This window comes from Acidovorax carolinensis (assembly GCF_002157145.1).
Lineage (GTDB): Bacteria > Pseudomonadota > Gammaproteobacteria > Burkholderiales > Burkholderiaceae_C > Acidovorax > Acidovorax carolinensis.
Genome location: NZ_CP021361.1, coordinates 3,609,565 through 3,624,230, shown reverse-complemented (window position 1 = coordinate 3,624,230; position 14,666 = coordinate 3,609,565). Strand labels below are relative to the sequence as shown.

General features: G+C 67.4%; 14 protein-coding genes. 2 read left to right on the top strand and 12 right to left on the bottom strand.

The annotated features are described in order from the left end of the window. Position 1 precedes the first annotated feature (1 nt). Together CBP34_RS17045 and CBP34_RS17040 are read right to left on the bottom strand one after the other, a co-directional pair. The gene (locus tag CBP34_RS17045) at positions 2–1,090 is read right to left on the bottom strand and encodes a cyclase family protein (protein ID WP_094098725.1); all 1,089 of its coding nucleotides are present in this window, start codon (positions 1,088–1,090) and stop codon (positions 2–4) included. Between the two features lie 53 nt (positions 1,091–1,143). Continuing rightward, positions 1,144–1,446: a hypothetical protein gene (locus CBP34_RS17040; RefSeq protein ID WP_094098724.1), complete on the bottom strand. Its 303-nt coding sequence runs from the start codon at positions 1,444–1,446 to the stop codon at positions 1,144–1,146. A gap of 77 nt (positions 1,447–1,523) precedes the next feature. Between CBP34_RS17040 and CBP34_RS17035 the strand changes: the two genes are divergently transcribed. Next, positions 1,524–2,027, top strand: a complete 504-nt coding sequence (locus CBP34_RS17035) for an RcnB family protein (RefSeq protein WP_094098723.1) — start codon at positions 1,524–1,526, stop codon at positions 2,025–2,027. Between the two features lie 21 nt (positions 2,028–2,048). Here the strand turns inward: CBP34_RS17035 and CBP34_RS17030 are convergent, their stop codons facing one another. The 6 genes from CBP34_RS17030 to CBP34_RS17005 form a co-directional block, all read right to left on the bottom strand. Then, a complete protein-coding gene (locus CBP34_RS17030) occupies positions 2,049–3,014 on the bottom strand; it encodes a threonine dehydratase (protein WP_208616346.1) in 966 nt (321 codons plus the stop codon). 70 nt (positions 3,015–3,084) lie between these two features. After that, positions 3,085–3,960, bottom strand: coding sequence for a PhzF family phenazine biosynthesis protein (locus CBP34_RS17025; protein WP_094098722.1), 876 nt, complete (start codon positions 3,958–3,960; stop codon positions 3,085–3,087). Positions 3,961–3,983: 23 nt separating this feature from the next. After that, positions 3,984–4,607, bottom strand: a complete 624-nt coding sequence (locus tag CBP34_RS17020) for a glutathione S-transferase (RefSeq protein WP_094098721.1) — start codon at positions 4,605–4,607, stop codon at positions 3,984–3,986. A 2-nt stretch (positions 4,608–4,609) separates the two neighbouring features. Beyond that, positions 4,610–5,797: an aminotransferase-like domain-containing protein gene (locus CBP34_RS17015; RefSeq protein ID WP_094098720.1), complete on the bottom strand. Its 1,188-nt coding sequence runs from the start codon at positions 5,795–5,797 to the stop codon at positions 4,610–4,612. A gap of 168 nt (positions 5,798–5,965) precedes the next feature. Then, positions 5,966–6,847 carry a DMT family transporter gene (locus CBP34_RS17010; RefSeq protein WP_236748596.1) on the bottom strand — a complete coding sequence of 294 codons (882 nt, stop codon included), beginning with the start codon at positions 6,845–6,847 and terminating at the stop codon, positions 5,966–5,968. Between the two features lie 43 nt (positions 6,848–6,890). Then, positions 6,891–7,490 (bottom strand): LysE family translocator, encoded by a 600-nt coding sequence (locus CBP34_RS17005; protein WP_094098718.1) that lies wholly within the window; start codon positions 7,488–7,490, stop codon positions 6,891–6,893. A 139-nt stretch (positions 7,491–7,629) separates the two neighbouring features. Between CBP34_RS17005 and CBP34_RS17000 the strand changes: the two genes are divergently transcribed. Then, positions 7,630–9,090: an aminotransferase-like domain-containing protein gene (locus tag CBP34_RS17000; protein ID WP_094098717.1), complete on the top strand. Its 1,461-nt coding sequence runs from the start codon at positions 7,630–7,632 to the stop codon at positions 9,088–9,090. A gap of 30 nt (positions 9,091–9,120) precedes the next feature. Here the strand turns inward: CBP34_RS17000 and CBP34_RS16995 are convergent, their stop codons facing one another. From CBP34_RS16995 to flgJ, 4 genes are all read right to left on the bottom strand, one after another. Next, positions 9,121–10,359 (bottom strand): HDOD domain-containing protein, encoded by a 1,239-nt coding sequence (locus tag CBP34_RS16995; protein WP_094098716.1) that lies wholly within the window; start codon positions 10,357–10,359, stop codon positions 9,121–9,123. Positions 10,360–10,430: 71 nt separating this feature from the next. Beyond that, complete coding sequence (gene flgL, locus CBP34_RS16990) at positions 10,431–11,654, bottom strand: flagellar hook-associated protein FlgL (RefSeq protein ID WP_094098715.1); 1,224 nt, start codon at positions 11,652–11,654, stop codon at positions 10,431–10,433. 31 nt (positions 11,655–11,685) lie between these two features. Next, entirely contained in the window at positions 11,686–13,701 is a 2,016-nt protein-coding gene (gene flgK / locus CBP34_RS16985) for a flagellar hook-associated protein FlgK (RefSeq protein ID WP_094098714.1), read from the bottom strand. 16 nt (positions 13,702–13,717) lie between these two features. Next, a complete protein-coding gene (gene flgJ / locus CBP34_RS16980; protein WP_094099240.1) occupies positions 13,718–14,623 on the bottom strand; it encodes a flagellar assembly peptidoglycan hydrolase FlgJ in 906 nt (301 codons plus the stop codon). Positions 14,624–14,666: the final 43 nt, after the last annotated feature.

Sequence of the window (14,666 nt, the reverse complement as noted above, 5' to 3'; positions counted from 1 at the left end):
ATCAGATGGTGGCGATGGGTGTGACGGGCGAGCCCACGGCGCCGGGCAGGCGCAGCGGCGGTGCGGTAAGGAAGAATCGTGTGCGCCCCAGCGCGTGCAGTGCCTCGGCGAGCTCGTCCAGGTACCACAGCTCGCCGAGCGGCAGCCCGAGCTTGAACAGGCAGTGCTCGTGCAGCGGCACCACGGCATAGGGCGTACCGTCCTGCGGCACGCGGGTGGGTGGGTGGCGCTCCACGGCGTAGTTGTCTGCCACCAGGGCCGCGATGCCGCTGTCGGTGATCCATTGCAGCAAGCGCTGGTCGCTTCCGTCCAGCGCGGCGCAGCTGTGGTGCAGGCGCTCGGCGTCGGGCTGCCCCTGCATGGACAACACCACGCCGGCAAAGCCGGTGCGCAGCAGCAGCATGTCCCCCGGCTCCACCGTGGCGTCGCATTGCTCCAAGGCGTGCATGAGCTGCTCGTAGCCGATGTCCTGGAAATCCGTGCCGTAAACCCGTGCCAGGTCTACCAGCACGCCGCGTCCCTGCATGCCTTTTTTGGCCAGGTTCTCCACGCCCAGGGCACGCGCCACGCTCGCGTCGGCGGGCCGGCCCGCGCAGCACACGGGGCGGTAGGGGCCGGGCGCGCCCTGCGCGTCGCGTTGCGGCAGGCCATGGTCGACGGGGCCCAGCACATGTTCGTGCCCCCGGTAACCGTTGTAATAGGTGGTGCGCAGTTGGCCGTCGCCCTCGGAGTCGAACAGCGAACCCACATGGGCCAGCGAGTCCCACTGGGTGGAGTACTGCAGCGAGAGCAGCACCTGGTCATCGCTGATGACGTCGGTGGCGCCCGCGTACACATGCCCCAGCGGGAAGTTGAGGTAGGGCCGGTCACCATTGCGCGTGGGCGACAGGCGCGGGGGATGACGCCGCGCGTTGAGGGCATTTCCGCCTGGAAGGTCCAGCGGCAGCGAGAGGCAAAAGCTGCGCCCCTCGCGCACCTCCTGCGCACCCTTGCGAACTTGTTCAGGGCCAATCAGGTTGGCGCGCCCGAGTTGATCGTCGGGCCCGAAGTCGCCCCAGTTCGAGCCTGGTGGGCGTTGTTTCCATCGCATGCTGTTGTCTCCCACCGCGGTGGATCGCGGATGTGGAGACTATGGTGTTGGGCTCAGGCGGTCCGTGTCAAACCCTGTTGTGAATATTTCGAAGAATGAAATCTGATATCGGGTAAACCCTTCTGTTCGATGCGGTGATTCGAGAAATTCAGCTTGTGATCCGGGTGTTGTCGCCAGAGGGTGTTTCGGTAAGCAAAACTATCGACCGGGTTGTTTCTGACTGCCGCGATCGTCTGCGCGAAGTCGGGCGCATCCGCAATGCCGCCGGTGAGAGCCACGCCCACCGTCTGGTCCGCAAGCCGGTCCTGCTCCTGCAGCGTGGTGACGGGCTGGCCACTGGCGATGTTGTCCGACATGGGCGCGCGCAGGCGCCGCGCACACTGGTCCGAGCGCTCTACCGCAGAGCGCGCTTGTGGCAAAAGAAGGGAATTCCATGAACACCATCACACGAACCATCGGCAGGATCACCCTGGCGTGCGTTGCCTGCGCATCCTTGGGGCTGGCCCAGGCGCAGCCCCGAGATCACCGTGATCAACGCGACCAGCGCAGCGAACGGGCCCAGCGCGATCACCGCGACCAACGGGATCACCGTGAACAGCGCAATCCACGAGGCCCGTGGGACCAGCGCGGTGATGCGCGCCACCCCCAGATGCAGCGGCAACATCCTCCGGGCGTGGCCCAGCGCCCGCAATGGGCACCGCCGCACGACCGCCCCATGGACGGGCATGCCTGGCGCGGCGCCGGGCCCGATCACAACTGGCAGCGGGGCGGTCGGCTGCCGCCGGCCTATCGCACCTACCACTATGTGGTGGAGGACTGGCGCGGGCACCGGCTGGCGCCACCGCCGCGCGGCTACCACTGGGTGCAGTACGGCGGCGACTACCTGCTGGTGGCCATTGCCACCGGGGTGATCCTGCAGATCATCCTGAGCAACTGAGACCGCCCGGCCCAGGCCTGGTCAGGTGAATGGGCGCAGCACCTGGCTGAAGACGTCCGCGTCCACATTGCCGCCCGTCAAGGCCAGGCCCACGGTGTGTCCCGGCAGGGCGTCGCGTTCCTGCAGCGCCGCTGCCAGGGCCGCGGCACCGGCGCCCTCGGCCACGTTGTGGGTGTCGGTGAACAGGGCGCGCATGGCCGCGGCCACCTCGTCGTCGCTCACCTGCACGATGTGGTCGATGTGCGGAGCGATGATGGCCAGTGCCTCGGCGTCGGCCACGCGGCAGGCCATGCCGTCGGCCAGCTGGGTGGTCACGGGGGCCTCGACCACACGGCCCGCCGCCACCGAATCGGCATAGGTGGTGGCGTGGCGGCTGACCACGCCCACCACGCGCACAGGGTGCTTCAGCGCCAGTTTGGCGGCAATGGCAGAGCAGGCGCCCGAGCCCTGGCCAATGGGCACATAGACCACGTCCAGCTGCGGCACGGCGCGCAAAAATTCCCACCAGTAGGTGGCCACGCCGCGCAGCAGGTCGGGGTGGAAGCTGGGGACCATGTGCGCGCCACGCTCGGTGGCGATCTGCATGGCATGTTCACGCGCTTCCTGGAAGTCGCTGCCGTGCTCGACCAGTGTGACGCCCAGGGCGCGCATGGCGGCGTTCTTTTCCACCGAGTTGCCCTGCGGCACGACTATGGTGCAAGCCACGCCGTGGCGGCGCGCGGCCCAGCCCATGCTCTGGCCGTGATTGCCGCGCGTGGCGCTGACCACCTCGCGCGGCAGTGCGCCGCTTTGGGCGAGCTGGTCGAAGTAGGTCAGCCCGCCCCGGATCTTGAAGGCACCCACGGGTGTGTGGTTCTCATGCTTGAGCCAGCAGTCGGTACCCAGGCGCTCGCTCAGCAGCGCCCAGCGGTATTGCGGCGTGGGCGCAAAGTCGCGGTACACCACCTGCGCAGCGTCTTCGATGTCGGCCAGGGTGGGAAGGGACATGGTGTCAATTCCTGTTTTGATAGCTGTTGACGCTTGCTGGGTAAGCGCTTTTGGCAGTTTTGACTTGTTTTTACACCCGCACCGTGCCGCTGATGCAGGTGACGGTGTGGCCGCCCACCCAGATGGTGCTGCCGTCCTGCACAACATGCACGCGCCCGGCGCGGCCCAGCGCGGTGCCCTGGCTGGCCACGTAGCGGGTGGGCGCGAGGCCCGCGCCAATGAGCCATTGCGCCAGGGCGGCGTTCAGGCTGCCGGTGACCGGGTCTTCGATCAGGCCGTTGCTGCCGGGGAAGAAGGCGCGCACTTCGAAGGCGATGCCGTCCGCATCGCTGCTGCCGACCACACCGACCTTGCCACGCGGGCCGACCACACCCACATCCAGCCCGGCAAGGATGGCGCCGTCGGGTTTGAGGGCCAGCACCTGCACGGCCGAGCGCAGCATCACGCCGCGCCAGTTCGGGCCGTTGTCGCACCAGGCGTGGTGCAGTATGTCGCTGCGCGCCACGCCCAGGCCGTGGGCGATGCGGGCCACATCGGCTTCGTCGAGCGGGCCGCTTCGGATGAGCGGCGGGGCCGCAAAGGCCAGGCGGTCACCGTCCTGGCGCAGCGTCACCAGGCCCACGCCGCATTCCTGCACCACGCGGCCGGGCACGCGGGGCTGGCCACCGGCTTCGAGCCAGGCATGGCAGCTGCCGAGCGTGGGGTGGCCGGCAAACGGCAGCTCGCGCCCCGGGCAGAAGATGCGAACGCGGTAATCGGCGCCTGCTGCACGGCCTTCGGGCGTGGGTGGCAGCACGAACGTGGCTTCGGACAGGTTGGTCCAGTTGGTGAACTGCTGCATGGCTTCGGCCGTGAGGCCTTCACCGTCCAGCACCACGGCCAGCGGGTTGCCACGGTAGGGCTCGGGGGTGAATACGTCGACCTGCAGATAAGGGCGTTGGCGCATGGCGGGGCTTGGAAGGAAAGAACTCAGGACAGCGGCTGGTCCAGCACGCCGCGTGCGCCGGGGCGCTCGCGCAGGGCCTGGAACCAGCGCTCCAGATGGGGCCGCGCGGGGCGCTCCTGGGGCAGGCCCCACCAGCGGTGGATCTCGCAGCCCACGGGAATGTCGGCCATGGTGAAGTGCTCGCCTGCCATGAAGGGCTGGCGCGCCAAGTGCGCGTCCAGCAGCGCCAACAGCGCTTCGGTGGCCGCCACCGAGCGGTGGATGAGCGCCTCGTTGCGCTGCGTGGCCGGTGTGCGAATCCACTGCATGAAGGCGTCGCGCCCGGCAGGGTTGAGCGTCGTTTGCTGCCAATCCATCCATTGCTCGGCCACAAACCGGGCAGGCAGGGCTTCGGGATAGAGCTGGCCGGGTGCATAGCGGGCACACAGGTAGCGCACGATGGTGTTCGACTCCCACAGCACCACCCCGCCTTCGTCCTCGATCAGGGGCACCAGGCCATTCGGGTTGAGGCGCAGGTAATGCGCATCGCGCACGATGCCGAACTGCCCGCCGGCGTCGGTGCGCTGCAAGGGCAGCGCCAGTTCCTGCGCCGTCCAAACCACCTTGCGCACGTTGATGGACGAGAGCCGCCCCCACAGCCGCAACATGCTCAGCCCCTTGCCTGGTGCGCGCGGATGGCCGCTGCCAGCGCGGCGATGGCGGTGCGGATCTCGTTGCTGGTTGCCGTGACATACGACAGGCGCAGGGTGCGGGTGTCGGGGTGGTCGGCATAAAAAGGCGCGCCGGGCACAAAGGCCACGTTGCGTTCCACCGCCTCGGGCAAGAGGGCCTGCGCATTCACGCCCTCGGGCAGCCGCACCCACAGGAACATGCCGCCCGCCGGGCGCGTCCACTTCACATCGAGGCCGGCCATTTCATGCTCGAGTGCGGCCAGCATGGTGTCGCGCTGCTGCTTGTAGAGCGCGCGGATCGTGGGCACGTGGCGGTCGAGAAAGCCGTCCCTGATCACCTCGGCCACCACGCGCTGGTTGAAGCCGGGCGTGTGCAGGTCGGCTGCCTGCTTGGCCTGCAGCAGCTTGGGGTAGATGGCCTTGGGCGCCACGATATAACCGATGCGCAGGCCCGGGGCCAGCACCTTGGAAAACGAGCCCATGTAGATGCAGCCATCGGGGTTGCGCGCCGTCAGGGGCGCGGGCGGGGCTTCACCAAACCACAGGTCGCCATAAGGGTTGTCTTCGATCAGCGGAATGTCGAGTTCGGCCGCCTGGGTCACCAGCGCGGCGCGGCGCGCCTCGGTCATGGTGCGGCCCGTGGGGTTCTGGAAGTTGGGCAGCACATAGGCCAGGCGGGCCTTGTTGGCGCCGGTGCCGGCCTGGGCGGCAAAGTCGTCCACCAGAATGCCGTCGTCGTCGCTGGCCACGCTCACGGCAATGGGTTCCTGCGGCGCAAAGGCCTGCAGCGCGCCCAGGTAGGTGGGCGTTTCCACCAGCATGCGGCTGTCTTTGTCGAGAAACACCTTGCCGATCAGATCCAGCGCCTGTTGCGAGCCGGTGGTGATGAGCACCTGGTCCGGGTCCACGGCCCAGGGCAGCATGTCGGCCACGGCCTGGCGCAGGGGCGCATAGCCCTCGCTGGTGGCGTATTGCAGCGCGGCCGCGCCGTCGCGTGCCATCACGGTGTTGCAGGCGGCAGTGAATTCGTTGAGGGGGAACGCCTTGGGCGAGGGCAGGCCGCCGGCCAGGCTGATGATGCCGGGCTTGTCGGTCAGTTTGAGGATCTCGCGGATTGCCGAGGGGTTCATCGTGGCGGCGCGTGCGGCCAGGGTCCAGTTCGTCATGCAGTCATCTCCAGTGGGCGCCCGGCAGGGGCGCGCTTGTCATCCGATAAAAGGGCCGCTGGGCGGCGGGGCAGGAGCCTGCGGGTGGCCAATGGGCCCGCACTTTAACCTGCCGAATCCGCCCGTTTTGCCTTGAGGTCGCGGGATTGAGGCGGGGTGTCATCATCATCATCCCGTTCGGGCCCGCGCCCGCACCGGCATGCGGCGGCCCAGCAATACGGTGGCCATCACGGCCAGGCCAAAACCCACGCTTACCGCGTCCAGGCCCTCGCCCAGCAGGGGCACGGCAAACAGCATGCCCAGAAAGGGTTGCACCAGTTGCACCTGGCTCACGCGCACCGTGCCGCCCAGCGCCAGGCCCCGGTACCAGGCAAAAAAGCCCAGCCACATCGAAAACACCGACACATATGCAAAACCCGCCCAGGCCGGTGTGGGCATGGGCACCGCGGGCCACGACAGAGCTGCCAGCGGCACCGTGACCGGCAGCGAGATCACCAGCGCCCAGCAGATCACGAACTCGGCCCGCATGTGCTGCGACAGCCGCGCACCAAAGCCATAGCCCACGGCCGCGCACAGCATGGCGCCCAGCAGCAGCAGGTCGGCCGGGTGCAGCGCCAGCCCCGCACTGCCTGAACGCAGCACGGCAAAAGTCACCACCAGGCCAGTACCTAGCACCGCGCAGGCCCAGAAGGCCGGCGACGGGCGCTGACGGTGCAGCAGGGCGCCCACGGCCGCGGTGGCCAGCGGCAGCACGCCCACGATCACGCTGGCGTGCACGGCGCTGACATGGCGCATGGCAAGGGAGGTGAGCAGCGGAAAGCCAAACACCACACCCAGGGCCGTCAGCAGCAGCGGCCAGGCGTCGGCGCGCTGTGGCAGCGGTGCCCGCAGGGCCAGCAGCAGCGCCCCCGACAGCAGCCCGGCCAGGGCCGCGCGCCCCATGGCGATGAACAGGCCCGACATCAGCGGCGCATCGGGCGTGCCCACGGCCAGGCGGGTCATGGGCAGGGTCAGGGCAAAAATCGTGACCCCGAGCAGGCCCAGGGCCAGCCCGCGGGCCTCGGGGGGCTGGCAGTGGGGAGGCGGGGCGCGGTCATGCGCGCACCATCCATGCGGCCGTGACGACCAGCACGCAGCCCATGGCACGGTTGAACCACAGCAGGCGCCGGCCGCGCGCCAGCCAGTGGCGCAGCAGCGCACCCACGGCGGCATACACAAAATTGCTGGACAGCGCAAACAGGGCCATCACCGGCAGCACCACGGCCAGGCGCTGCAGGCTGTCCTCGCGCCCGATGATCCAGCCCGCCACGATGGTCAGCGACAGCAGCCAGGCCTTGATGTTCACGAACTGCAGCGCTGCGCCTTGCCAGAAGCCCACATCCATCCGGGCGGCGTCGGCCTCGCCCAGCTGGCCGCTCTGGCTGAGCTTCCAGGCCAGCCACACCAGGTACGCAATGCCCACGGCCTTGATGCCCCAGCGCAGCGCGGGCACCGCCACCACCGCGGCACCCAGGCCGCCCGCGCACAGCAGCAGCAGCGCGCTCCAGCCCACAGGCACGGCGCAGACAAAGCGCATCGCGTGGCGCAGCCCGCGGTTGGCCGCCAGCGCGGTGGACAGCGTGGTGTTGGGGCCGGGGCTGAAGCTCATGGCGGTGGCCAGTGCCAGCAGGGCAGTGAATTCAACAGGTGGCATGGCCTTGAAAGGAGGAGGTTGGACTGTCACTGTAGAGGCAATTGCAATACAGTGCCGGTACAGTTAATCTGACAATCACGCGATCTGTAATGGTCGTTGTGTCAGCACAGTCGGCATTTGTGCACAAGGCGGCCCCCTCATGCTTACCCGTTCCAGCAACCACACCCTGACCGAACAGCTGGCCGAGCGTTTTGCCGAGCGCATCCGCTCGCGGCTGCTGCCTGCGGGCACACGCCTGCCCTCGGTGCGCGAGTGCGCGCGCCAGCAGGGCGTGAGCGCCTACACCGTGGTGGCGGCCTACGACCAGTTGCAGGCCCAGGGTCTGGTGGAGGCGCGCAGTCAGCGGGGCTTCTTTGTGCGCGATTTTGTGCAAAATGGGGTGCAAGCGCAGGAGGGGCAAGCGCAAGCAGCTATACAAAATGTAGCAGGCGTGGCGCTCAGGGCGGCAACGGGCACCGGGTCTTTGCCTTCGGGTTCGCGCATCAACGCCACGGCGCTGATCCGGGGCATGTTCCACCAGGCCTCCACCCATCCGCAGCCGGGCGCGGGCGTCTTTCCTTCGGATTGGCTGGAGACGGGCTTCATGGCAGCGGCGGTGCGCAAGGTAACGGGCAGCCGCGCGCTGCAGGAGGGCTCGCTGCAGTATGGCGACCCCATGGGTGATCCCGGCCTGCGCCAGGTGCTGGCGCGCAAGCTGGCGGGCCTGGGCATACCCGCGCGGGCCGGGCAGATCATGACCACGGTGGGCGCCACCCACGCGCTCGACATCGTCAGCCGCACCCTGCTGCGGCCGGGCGACCCGGTGATGGTGGAAGAGCCCGGCTGGTCGGTGGAGTTTGCGCGGCTCGATGCCCTGGGCATGCGCATCCTGCCCGTGCCGCGCCACGCCGATGGCCCCGATCTGGCCGTGATGGCGCGCTATTGCGAGGCCCACGCCCCCAAGCTGTTCGTGAGCGTGAGCGTGTTCCACAACCCCACGGGCTATTGCCTGTCGCCCGGCAGTGCGCACCAGGTGCTGCAACTGGCACAGCAACACAACTTTCATGTGGTGGAAGACGACACCTACAGCCACATCGCGCCCGAGCACGCCACGCGGCTCACGGTGCTCGACGGCCTGCGGCGCACCATTTACGTGAGCGGTTTCGCCAAGATCCTGGCGCCCAACTGGCGTGTAGGCTACCTGGCGGCGCCACCCGATCTGGTGGAGCGCCTGCTCGACACCAAGCTGCTGTCCACACTCACTACGCCCTCCATCCTGGAGAAGGCGCTGGCCCTGTGCATCGACCAGGGCCAACTGCGCCGCCATGCCGCGCGCATGCGCCTGCGCCTGGCCCAGGCGCGCGCACGCAGCGTGCAGCTGGCGCTGGAGGCCGGGTGCAGCTTTGCGGCCGAGCCGGCGGGGCTGTTCGGCTGGGTGGAGACGGGGGTGGACACCGATGTGCTGGCCCAGCGCATGCTGGACGAGGGCTACCTGCTGGCGCCCGGGGCTTTGTTCCACGCCAGCCGGCAACCGTGCACGTTGATGCGCATCAACTTCACCACCACGCAGGACGCGGCGTTCTGGCGCGTGCTCCAGCGGGTGGTGGCGCAGAGCCGGTAGGCGCGGCGCAATGCAACGGGCAGCGCCGGTTCAGGCAGTGGCGGGGCGTTCCACTTCGAGATCGGCCAGCACCCGCAGCAGCGCGCGATTGACTTCTTCCAGATCCATTTCATGGGTTTCGCACAGCGTGCGGATCACGCTGGCGTCGTCCGACTCGAGTGCGCGGGCCATCTGCAGGCCCGAGGCATAGGGGCCGGTGCCAAGTACGTCGGCGTCATAGATGCGCTCGGACAGCGGGATGCGGCGCAGGATGGTGCCCAGGGATTCGCCCATGACCTCGTCCAGTTGCGACAGCAGCCCGCACAGGTAGATTTCGCGGCGCAGGTCGTTCTCCACGCCGGCATCCAGCAGGTGCGTCATGAGCTGCGCCCGCATCACCATGGAATCGCGCACGGGCCGCAGGTTCAGGTTGGTGCTGGCATGGGGCAACTGGTCGGACAGCCAGCGCTTGATGGAGCCATAGCCCATCATCACCAGCCCCCGGCGCAACGAGTCGATGCCCGTGCGCAGTCCCAGCGCCGCCGAGTTGGTGTACACCATGAAGCGGTAGGCCAGGAGCGGGTCTTCGCCCATGATTTCTTCGAAGGTTTCCAGCGACTGCTCGGCGTCGATGGCCTTCATCAACTTGAAGATGACGGCATGCGAGGGTTGGGGTGCCTGGTGCCGCTGGTGATAGAGCACGTCTTCGGCCGGCCACCCGGCCAGTGCCAGGGCGTTCTGCTGGTCCAGGCAATGCTCCATGAGCGCGCGGCTGGCGATGTTTTCATACATCTGGCCGGCCAGCACCGGGCTTTTGCCGCGCGCCATCGGGGCCGGATCTCCGGGGCGGGCGGGGGCGGTTTGCAGCGCGGCCACGGCATCGTCGGGGCGCAGCGTCAGCAGACTGTTGTCAAAGCAGCGCGCGACTTCGGGCCCCGGCAGGCGGGCCATGTCACCGCGCCACACCAGCTTGAGGCCGCGCTGGTGCGCCGCCTTCACGCGGCTGAAGATGGTGGTGTCGGAAAGCCAGTCACCCCGCACCTCGATCCACGGGGCGCCGCGCGGCGCTTCATCCAGCAGAGTGCACAGAAGCTGGCGTGTTTGCGCAGACAGCAGCAACGGCGGCGAACTGGCAGTCCAGAGTTCTTGCACCGTGCGCAGCAGATGGGCTGCATCCACCACCGTGGCGGTTTCGTTCTGGGCGTAGAGCTGGATGCCCGCAAGTTGGCGGGCCCGGTTCCACAAAGGGCGGTAGCCGAGAATCAGGCTGCCGAGGACGGATTGGACCATGGGCGTTGATGCGAGAGGACAGCGGGGCCGGATCCTGGCGACGGAGGCCAACCTCCGTCGAGCGAACAGGGTTAACTGATGAAGTTGAACAAGGACAGCTTCTGAACCGAGGCATAGGATTTGAGGGCTGCCTCGTATCCCGTCTGCTGGTTCTGGAAGTCCGATATGCCCCTGATCATATCGAGATCCTCGGCGCGCGAGCGGTCGTCTTCCAGCTGCACGGCGCGCGTGTCCAGGTCCCCTTCAATGCGGTCGGCCCGGTTGAGCAGATCGCCCGCCATGCCACGCGATGCCTGCAGCCGGTTCATGGCCGCATCGATCTCGTTCAGCCCCCGGCCGATGCCGTGCGTGAGGCTGCCCGAGTTGGTGCTGCCGTCGGGGTTGCGTGCATCGCGGATGGCGCCAATGGCGTTTTCCAGCACGGCGAACACATTCGATGGCTGGCTGGGTTTCACGTCAAAACTGTCGTTAGCTGCGGGTGCGCCGGTGATCTTCAGTGACATGCCGTCGAACGCGATGGTGGTGGGCGTTGTGTAGGGCTGGCCCGACAGCAAGGTGGCCGATGTCGTGGTGTTCGTGACATCGTAGGTGGTCACGCCACCCACCACCGAGAACGTGATGCGGTAGTCGTTGCCGGTCAGTGCCGAAGGATCGGTCACCTGCCCCACATCGGCCCAGACATTGCCCGTGTTGGTGGCGCTGCGCGCCACCTCGAACACCCCGTTGCCCGTCGGCACGCTCATCCAGGCAGCATCGCCATCAAGCACCTTGGCAATCTGCGTGTTGCCGCTGGCATGCTGCCCCGGCAGGCCGGCAAAGTTGACCGTGGTGGCCGTGCCGGTAAAGGGCGCCTCGGCGCTGCCCAGCGCCTGGAACAGTGGCTGGCCGTTGGCGTCCTTGCTGTTGGCATAGCCCAGAATCTGGTCGCGCAGGCCCACGAGCTGCTGAACGATGGCATCGCGCTCGGTCTGGGTGTATGCGCCGTTGCCGGCGCTCACCACCAGTTGGCGAAATTCCTGCATGGCATCGCCAGCTGCTCCCAGTGCCGATTCCGCCAGCATCATGGTGTTGCGCTGCATGTCCAGCGCGCGCAAGTCGGTCTCGTTGCGAGACAGCCGCGTGAGCGCCCGCTCAGCCTGCGCAGCGGCCACCGGGTCATCGCTGGCGCGCACCACACGCTTGCCCGAGGTCAGGTTCTCCTGCAGGTTGGACAGGGCGGTCTGGCGCTGACCGATGTTGCGCAGGGCGTTGTCATACTGGTTGGCTGTGCCCAGCCGGTAAAGAGAGTTGCTCATGATGGACTCCGTTCAGGCCTGGAACCGGCTCTTAGCGGCCCAGCCCCTGGATCAGCGTGTCAAAGATATTCTGTGCGATCTGGATCATCTTGGCCGATGCCTGGTAGGCCTGCTGGTACTGGATCAGGCGCGCAGCTTCCTCGTCGAGGTTGACGCCCGAGACGGCCGTGCGGTCGCGCTCCAGATTGGCCGCGATGGAGGAGGACAGCTCGGCCGCAAACTGCGCGCTTTGCGTCCGCGTGCCCACCTGCGCCATGGCGCTGGCAAAGCCGTCGGCCAGCGTGGCGTTGTCGAACATCGGCACGTCGCGCAGGGCCATCAGCGCGCTGGCGTTGCCGGTGTCGCGCTTGTACCAGTCGCTGTATTGCGGGTCGGTGGCGTTGCCCACCGTGACGGTGTCGCCGCTCTTGGGTGCGCCCTTCAGCGTGATCTGCCAGCCGTTGAAGTTGATGGGCTGGCCCGCGGTGTACGGCTGCGCAGTTGCCACGGTGGTGGGCGGGTTGGTACCCCGGTTGAGCACGTCGTAGGTGGTGGGCGGGCCGGCGTTGAATTGCAGTTGTATGCCGCCCGCTATCGGTGGCAGGGCTGCCGGGTTGGCGTTGGGCGGCAACACCAGTCCAGCAGGTTCGCCCGTGGCCTTGAGGCTGGCCAGTTGCAGCGTTCCACCGTTGGCCGTGCCCATGGCCGCATTGACCGGGTTGGCGGCTGCCAGATCGGTTGGGGAATATTGCAATGACTGAAGCAGGGCGGCTGCACCCACCAACGGGTTCACAAGGAATTTGTCGCTGGCAGCCGCGCCTGGAAATGGCGTGAGCGGGGGCGGCCCCCCATCAGTAAGAGCCAAGCCATCATTGGCCATGATGGTTTGCAGATCCGCCATCGTGGCAAAAACGAAAACCTTGTTGTCCGAGTGGCGTGTGACCGAACCAGTAGTAGCGCCCGTGAAGGCGATTTCATAGCTGGATGCCTGCAGTTTGGTGGGGTCGGCGACCTGCAGCCCCATGGTGGCGCCCGACGTGTTACTGGTGCCCGCCACGGCATTACCGAGGTTGATCGGTGCGAACAGGTTTTCCCCTGGCTGGCCGTTCAGCGTCAGGCCCAACTTGTTTTGCGAATTCATGGATTCGCTGATGGCCACTGCCATGCGGCCCAGCAGGTTGCGGCCTTCGGCCAGGTCATTGTTCTGAAAACGCAGCAAGCCCGCCACCTGGCCGCCGCCGAGCATGCTTTCGTTGAGCTCCACCTTCGTGGCAGAGCCAGGCTGCTGGAAATACAGAACTTTCTGGCCGCTGCCTGCACCAAAGTCGGCCGGGTCGCCAATCGACAACTCCGCCGCTTTGCTGCCCAGCACCAGCGGCTGGCTGCCGGCCACGAACACGCTGACCGAGCCATCGTCGGCAGCCACCTGCGAGGTCTGGATATGCTGGTTGAGCTCGCGGATGAGCTGGTCGCGCTGGTCCAGCAGGTCGTTGGCGGGCTGACCGTTGCCCTTGGCGCGGGCAATTTGCTCGTTCACGCCGGCAATGTTTTTGGCCAGGCTGTTGACCGTGAGCATGCTGCCCTTGAGCTGCTCGGCCACGGTGTAGCCGATTTCGTCCAGGCGCTGCGAGGCATCGCGCATGCGTGCGGCGGTTTCGTCCATGCGCGTGAGGGCCACGCTGCGCGCGGTGAGGTCGGTGGGGGCGCTCACCACATCCGAGAGTGCGTTCATCATGTCGTTGATGGACGCGCCGATGCCGCTGGTGCCGCCGCTGAAAACCTCCTGCAGCTGGCGCAGGCGGTCCATGCGCACCGTGTCGCCCGCATCCACCGCCGAGGCCGCCGTAGACTGGCGCGTGAGCAGTTCGCTGTGGTTGCGCTGGATGGTCTGCACATCCACACCCTTGCCGATGTAGCCACCGCCGGTGAACTGGCCCTGCACGGTCTGCAGCACCACGGTCTGGCGCGAGTAGCCGGGCGTGCTGACGTTGGCAATGTTGTGGCCTGCGGTCTGCAGGGCCGCCTGGTTGGCCAGAAGGGCGCGGGCGCCGACGTTGAGCAGGCTCATGGATTACCTTGTGTGCTCAGGCCTGTGCGCGTTGCACGCGCAGGGCACTGTTGATGGCGCCGCTGAGCTTCCTGGCGTAGTCGGGGTCGGTCGCGTAGCCGGCCTTTTGCAGCTCGGCGGCAAAGGCCACGGCCGAGCCGGTCCGGGCGGTGGCCTGGGCCTTTTCGTAGCGCGGGCTGTCGGTGATCAGGCGGGCATAGTCGCGAAACGAGTCCTCATACGAGTCGTAGGCGCGGAACTTCGCCGTCACCTTCTGGGCCTTGCCGTTGATGTATTCGGTGGTGGTGATCTCGGCCACTTTGCCGGTCCAGCCCTTGCCGGCCTTGATGCCAAACAGGTTGAACGAGTTGGAGCCGTCGGCATTCTTGATCTCGCTCTTGCCCCAGCCGGTTTCATGCCCTGCCTGGCCCAGCATGAAGCTGGCCGGAATGCCGCTGTCCTGCGCCACGCGCTCGGCGGTGGCGCTGAGCGACTGCACAAAACCGTCGCGCCCCTTGGGCACGGGGCCCGTGGCGATGGGGGCGGTGGCGGTCGCGCTGCGTGATGTCACGCCCGGCAGGCTGAGGGTGGACGGCACGGAGATGCTGGTGTCGGCACCGCCCATCTGGCGCGAAAGCTGGCGCGCGATGGCTTCCGAGAGGCCACCGGGAACGCCCGACATGCTGACCGAAAGCTGCTGGTCCAACAGGTCGGTTCCCAGGTCGCCCTGGGCGCCATCCATCAGGCCGGATTTCATGGTGGCCTCGCGCATGCTCTTGATCAGCTCGCGCATGAACAGCGATTCAAACTGCTTGGCCGCTTCCTTGGCGGCCTGCGGGCTGTTTTGCCCGGCCTCGTATTTCAGGGCGTTGAGCGAGCGCGCGTCGGCCGCCAGCGCATTCGAGGCGACGGAGGTCGTGGATGTGGGCAGGGTCAAGGCCATGGTCACCTCACTCCTTGTGCGTGGCTTGCGGGGCGCTGGCTGG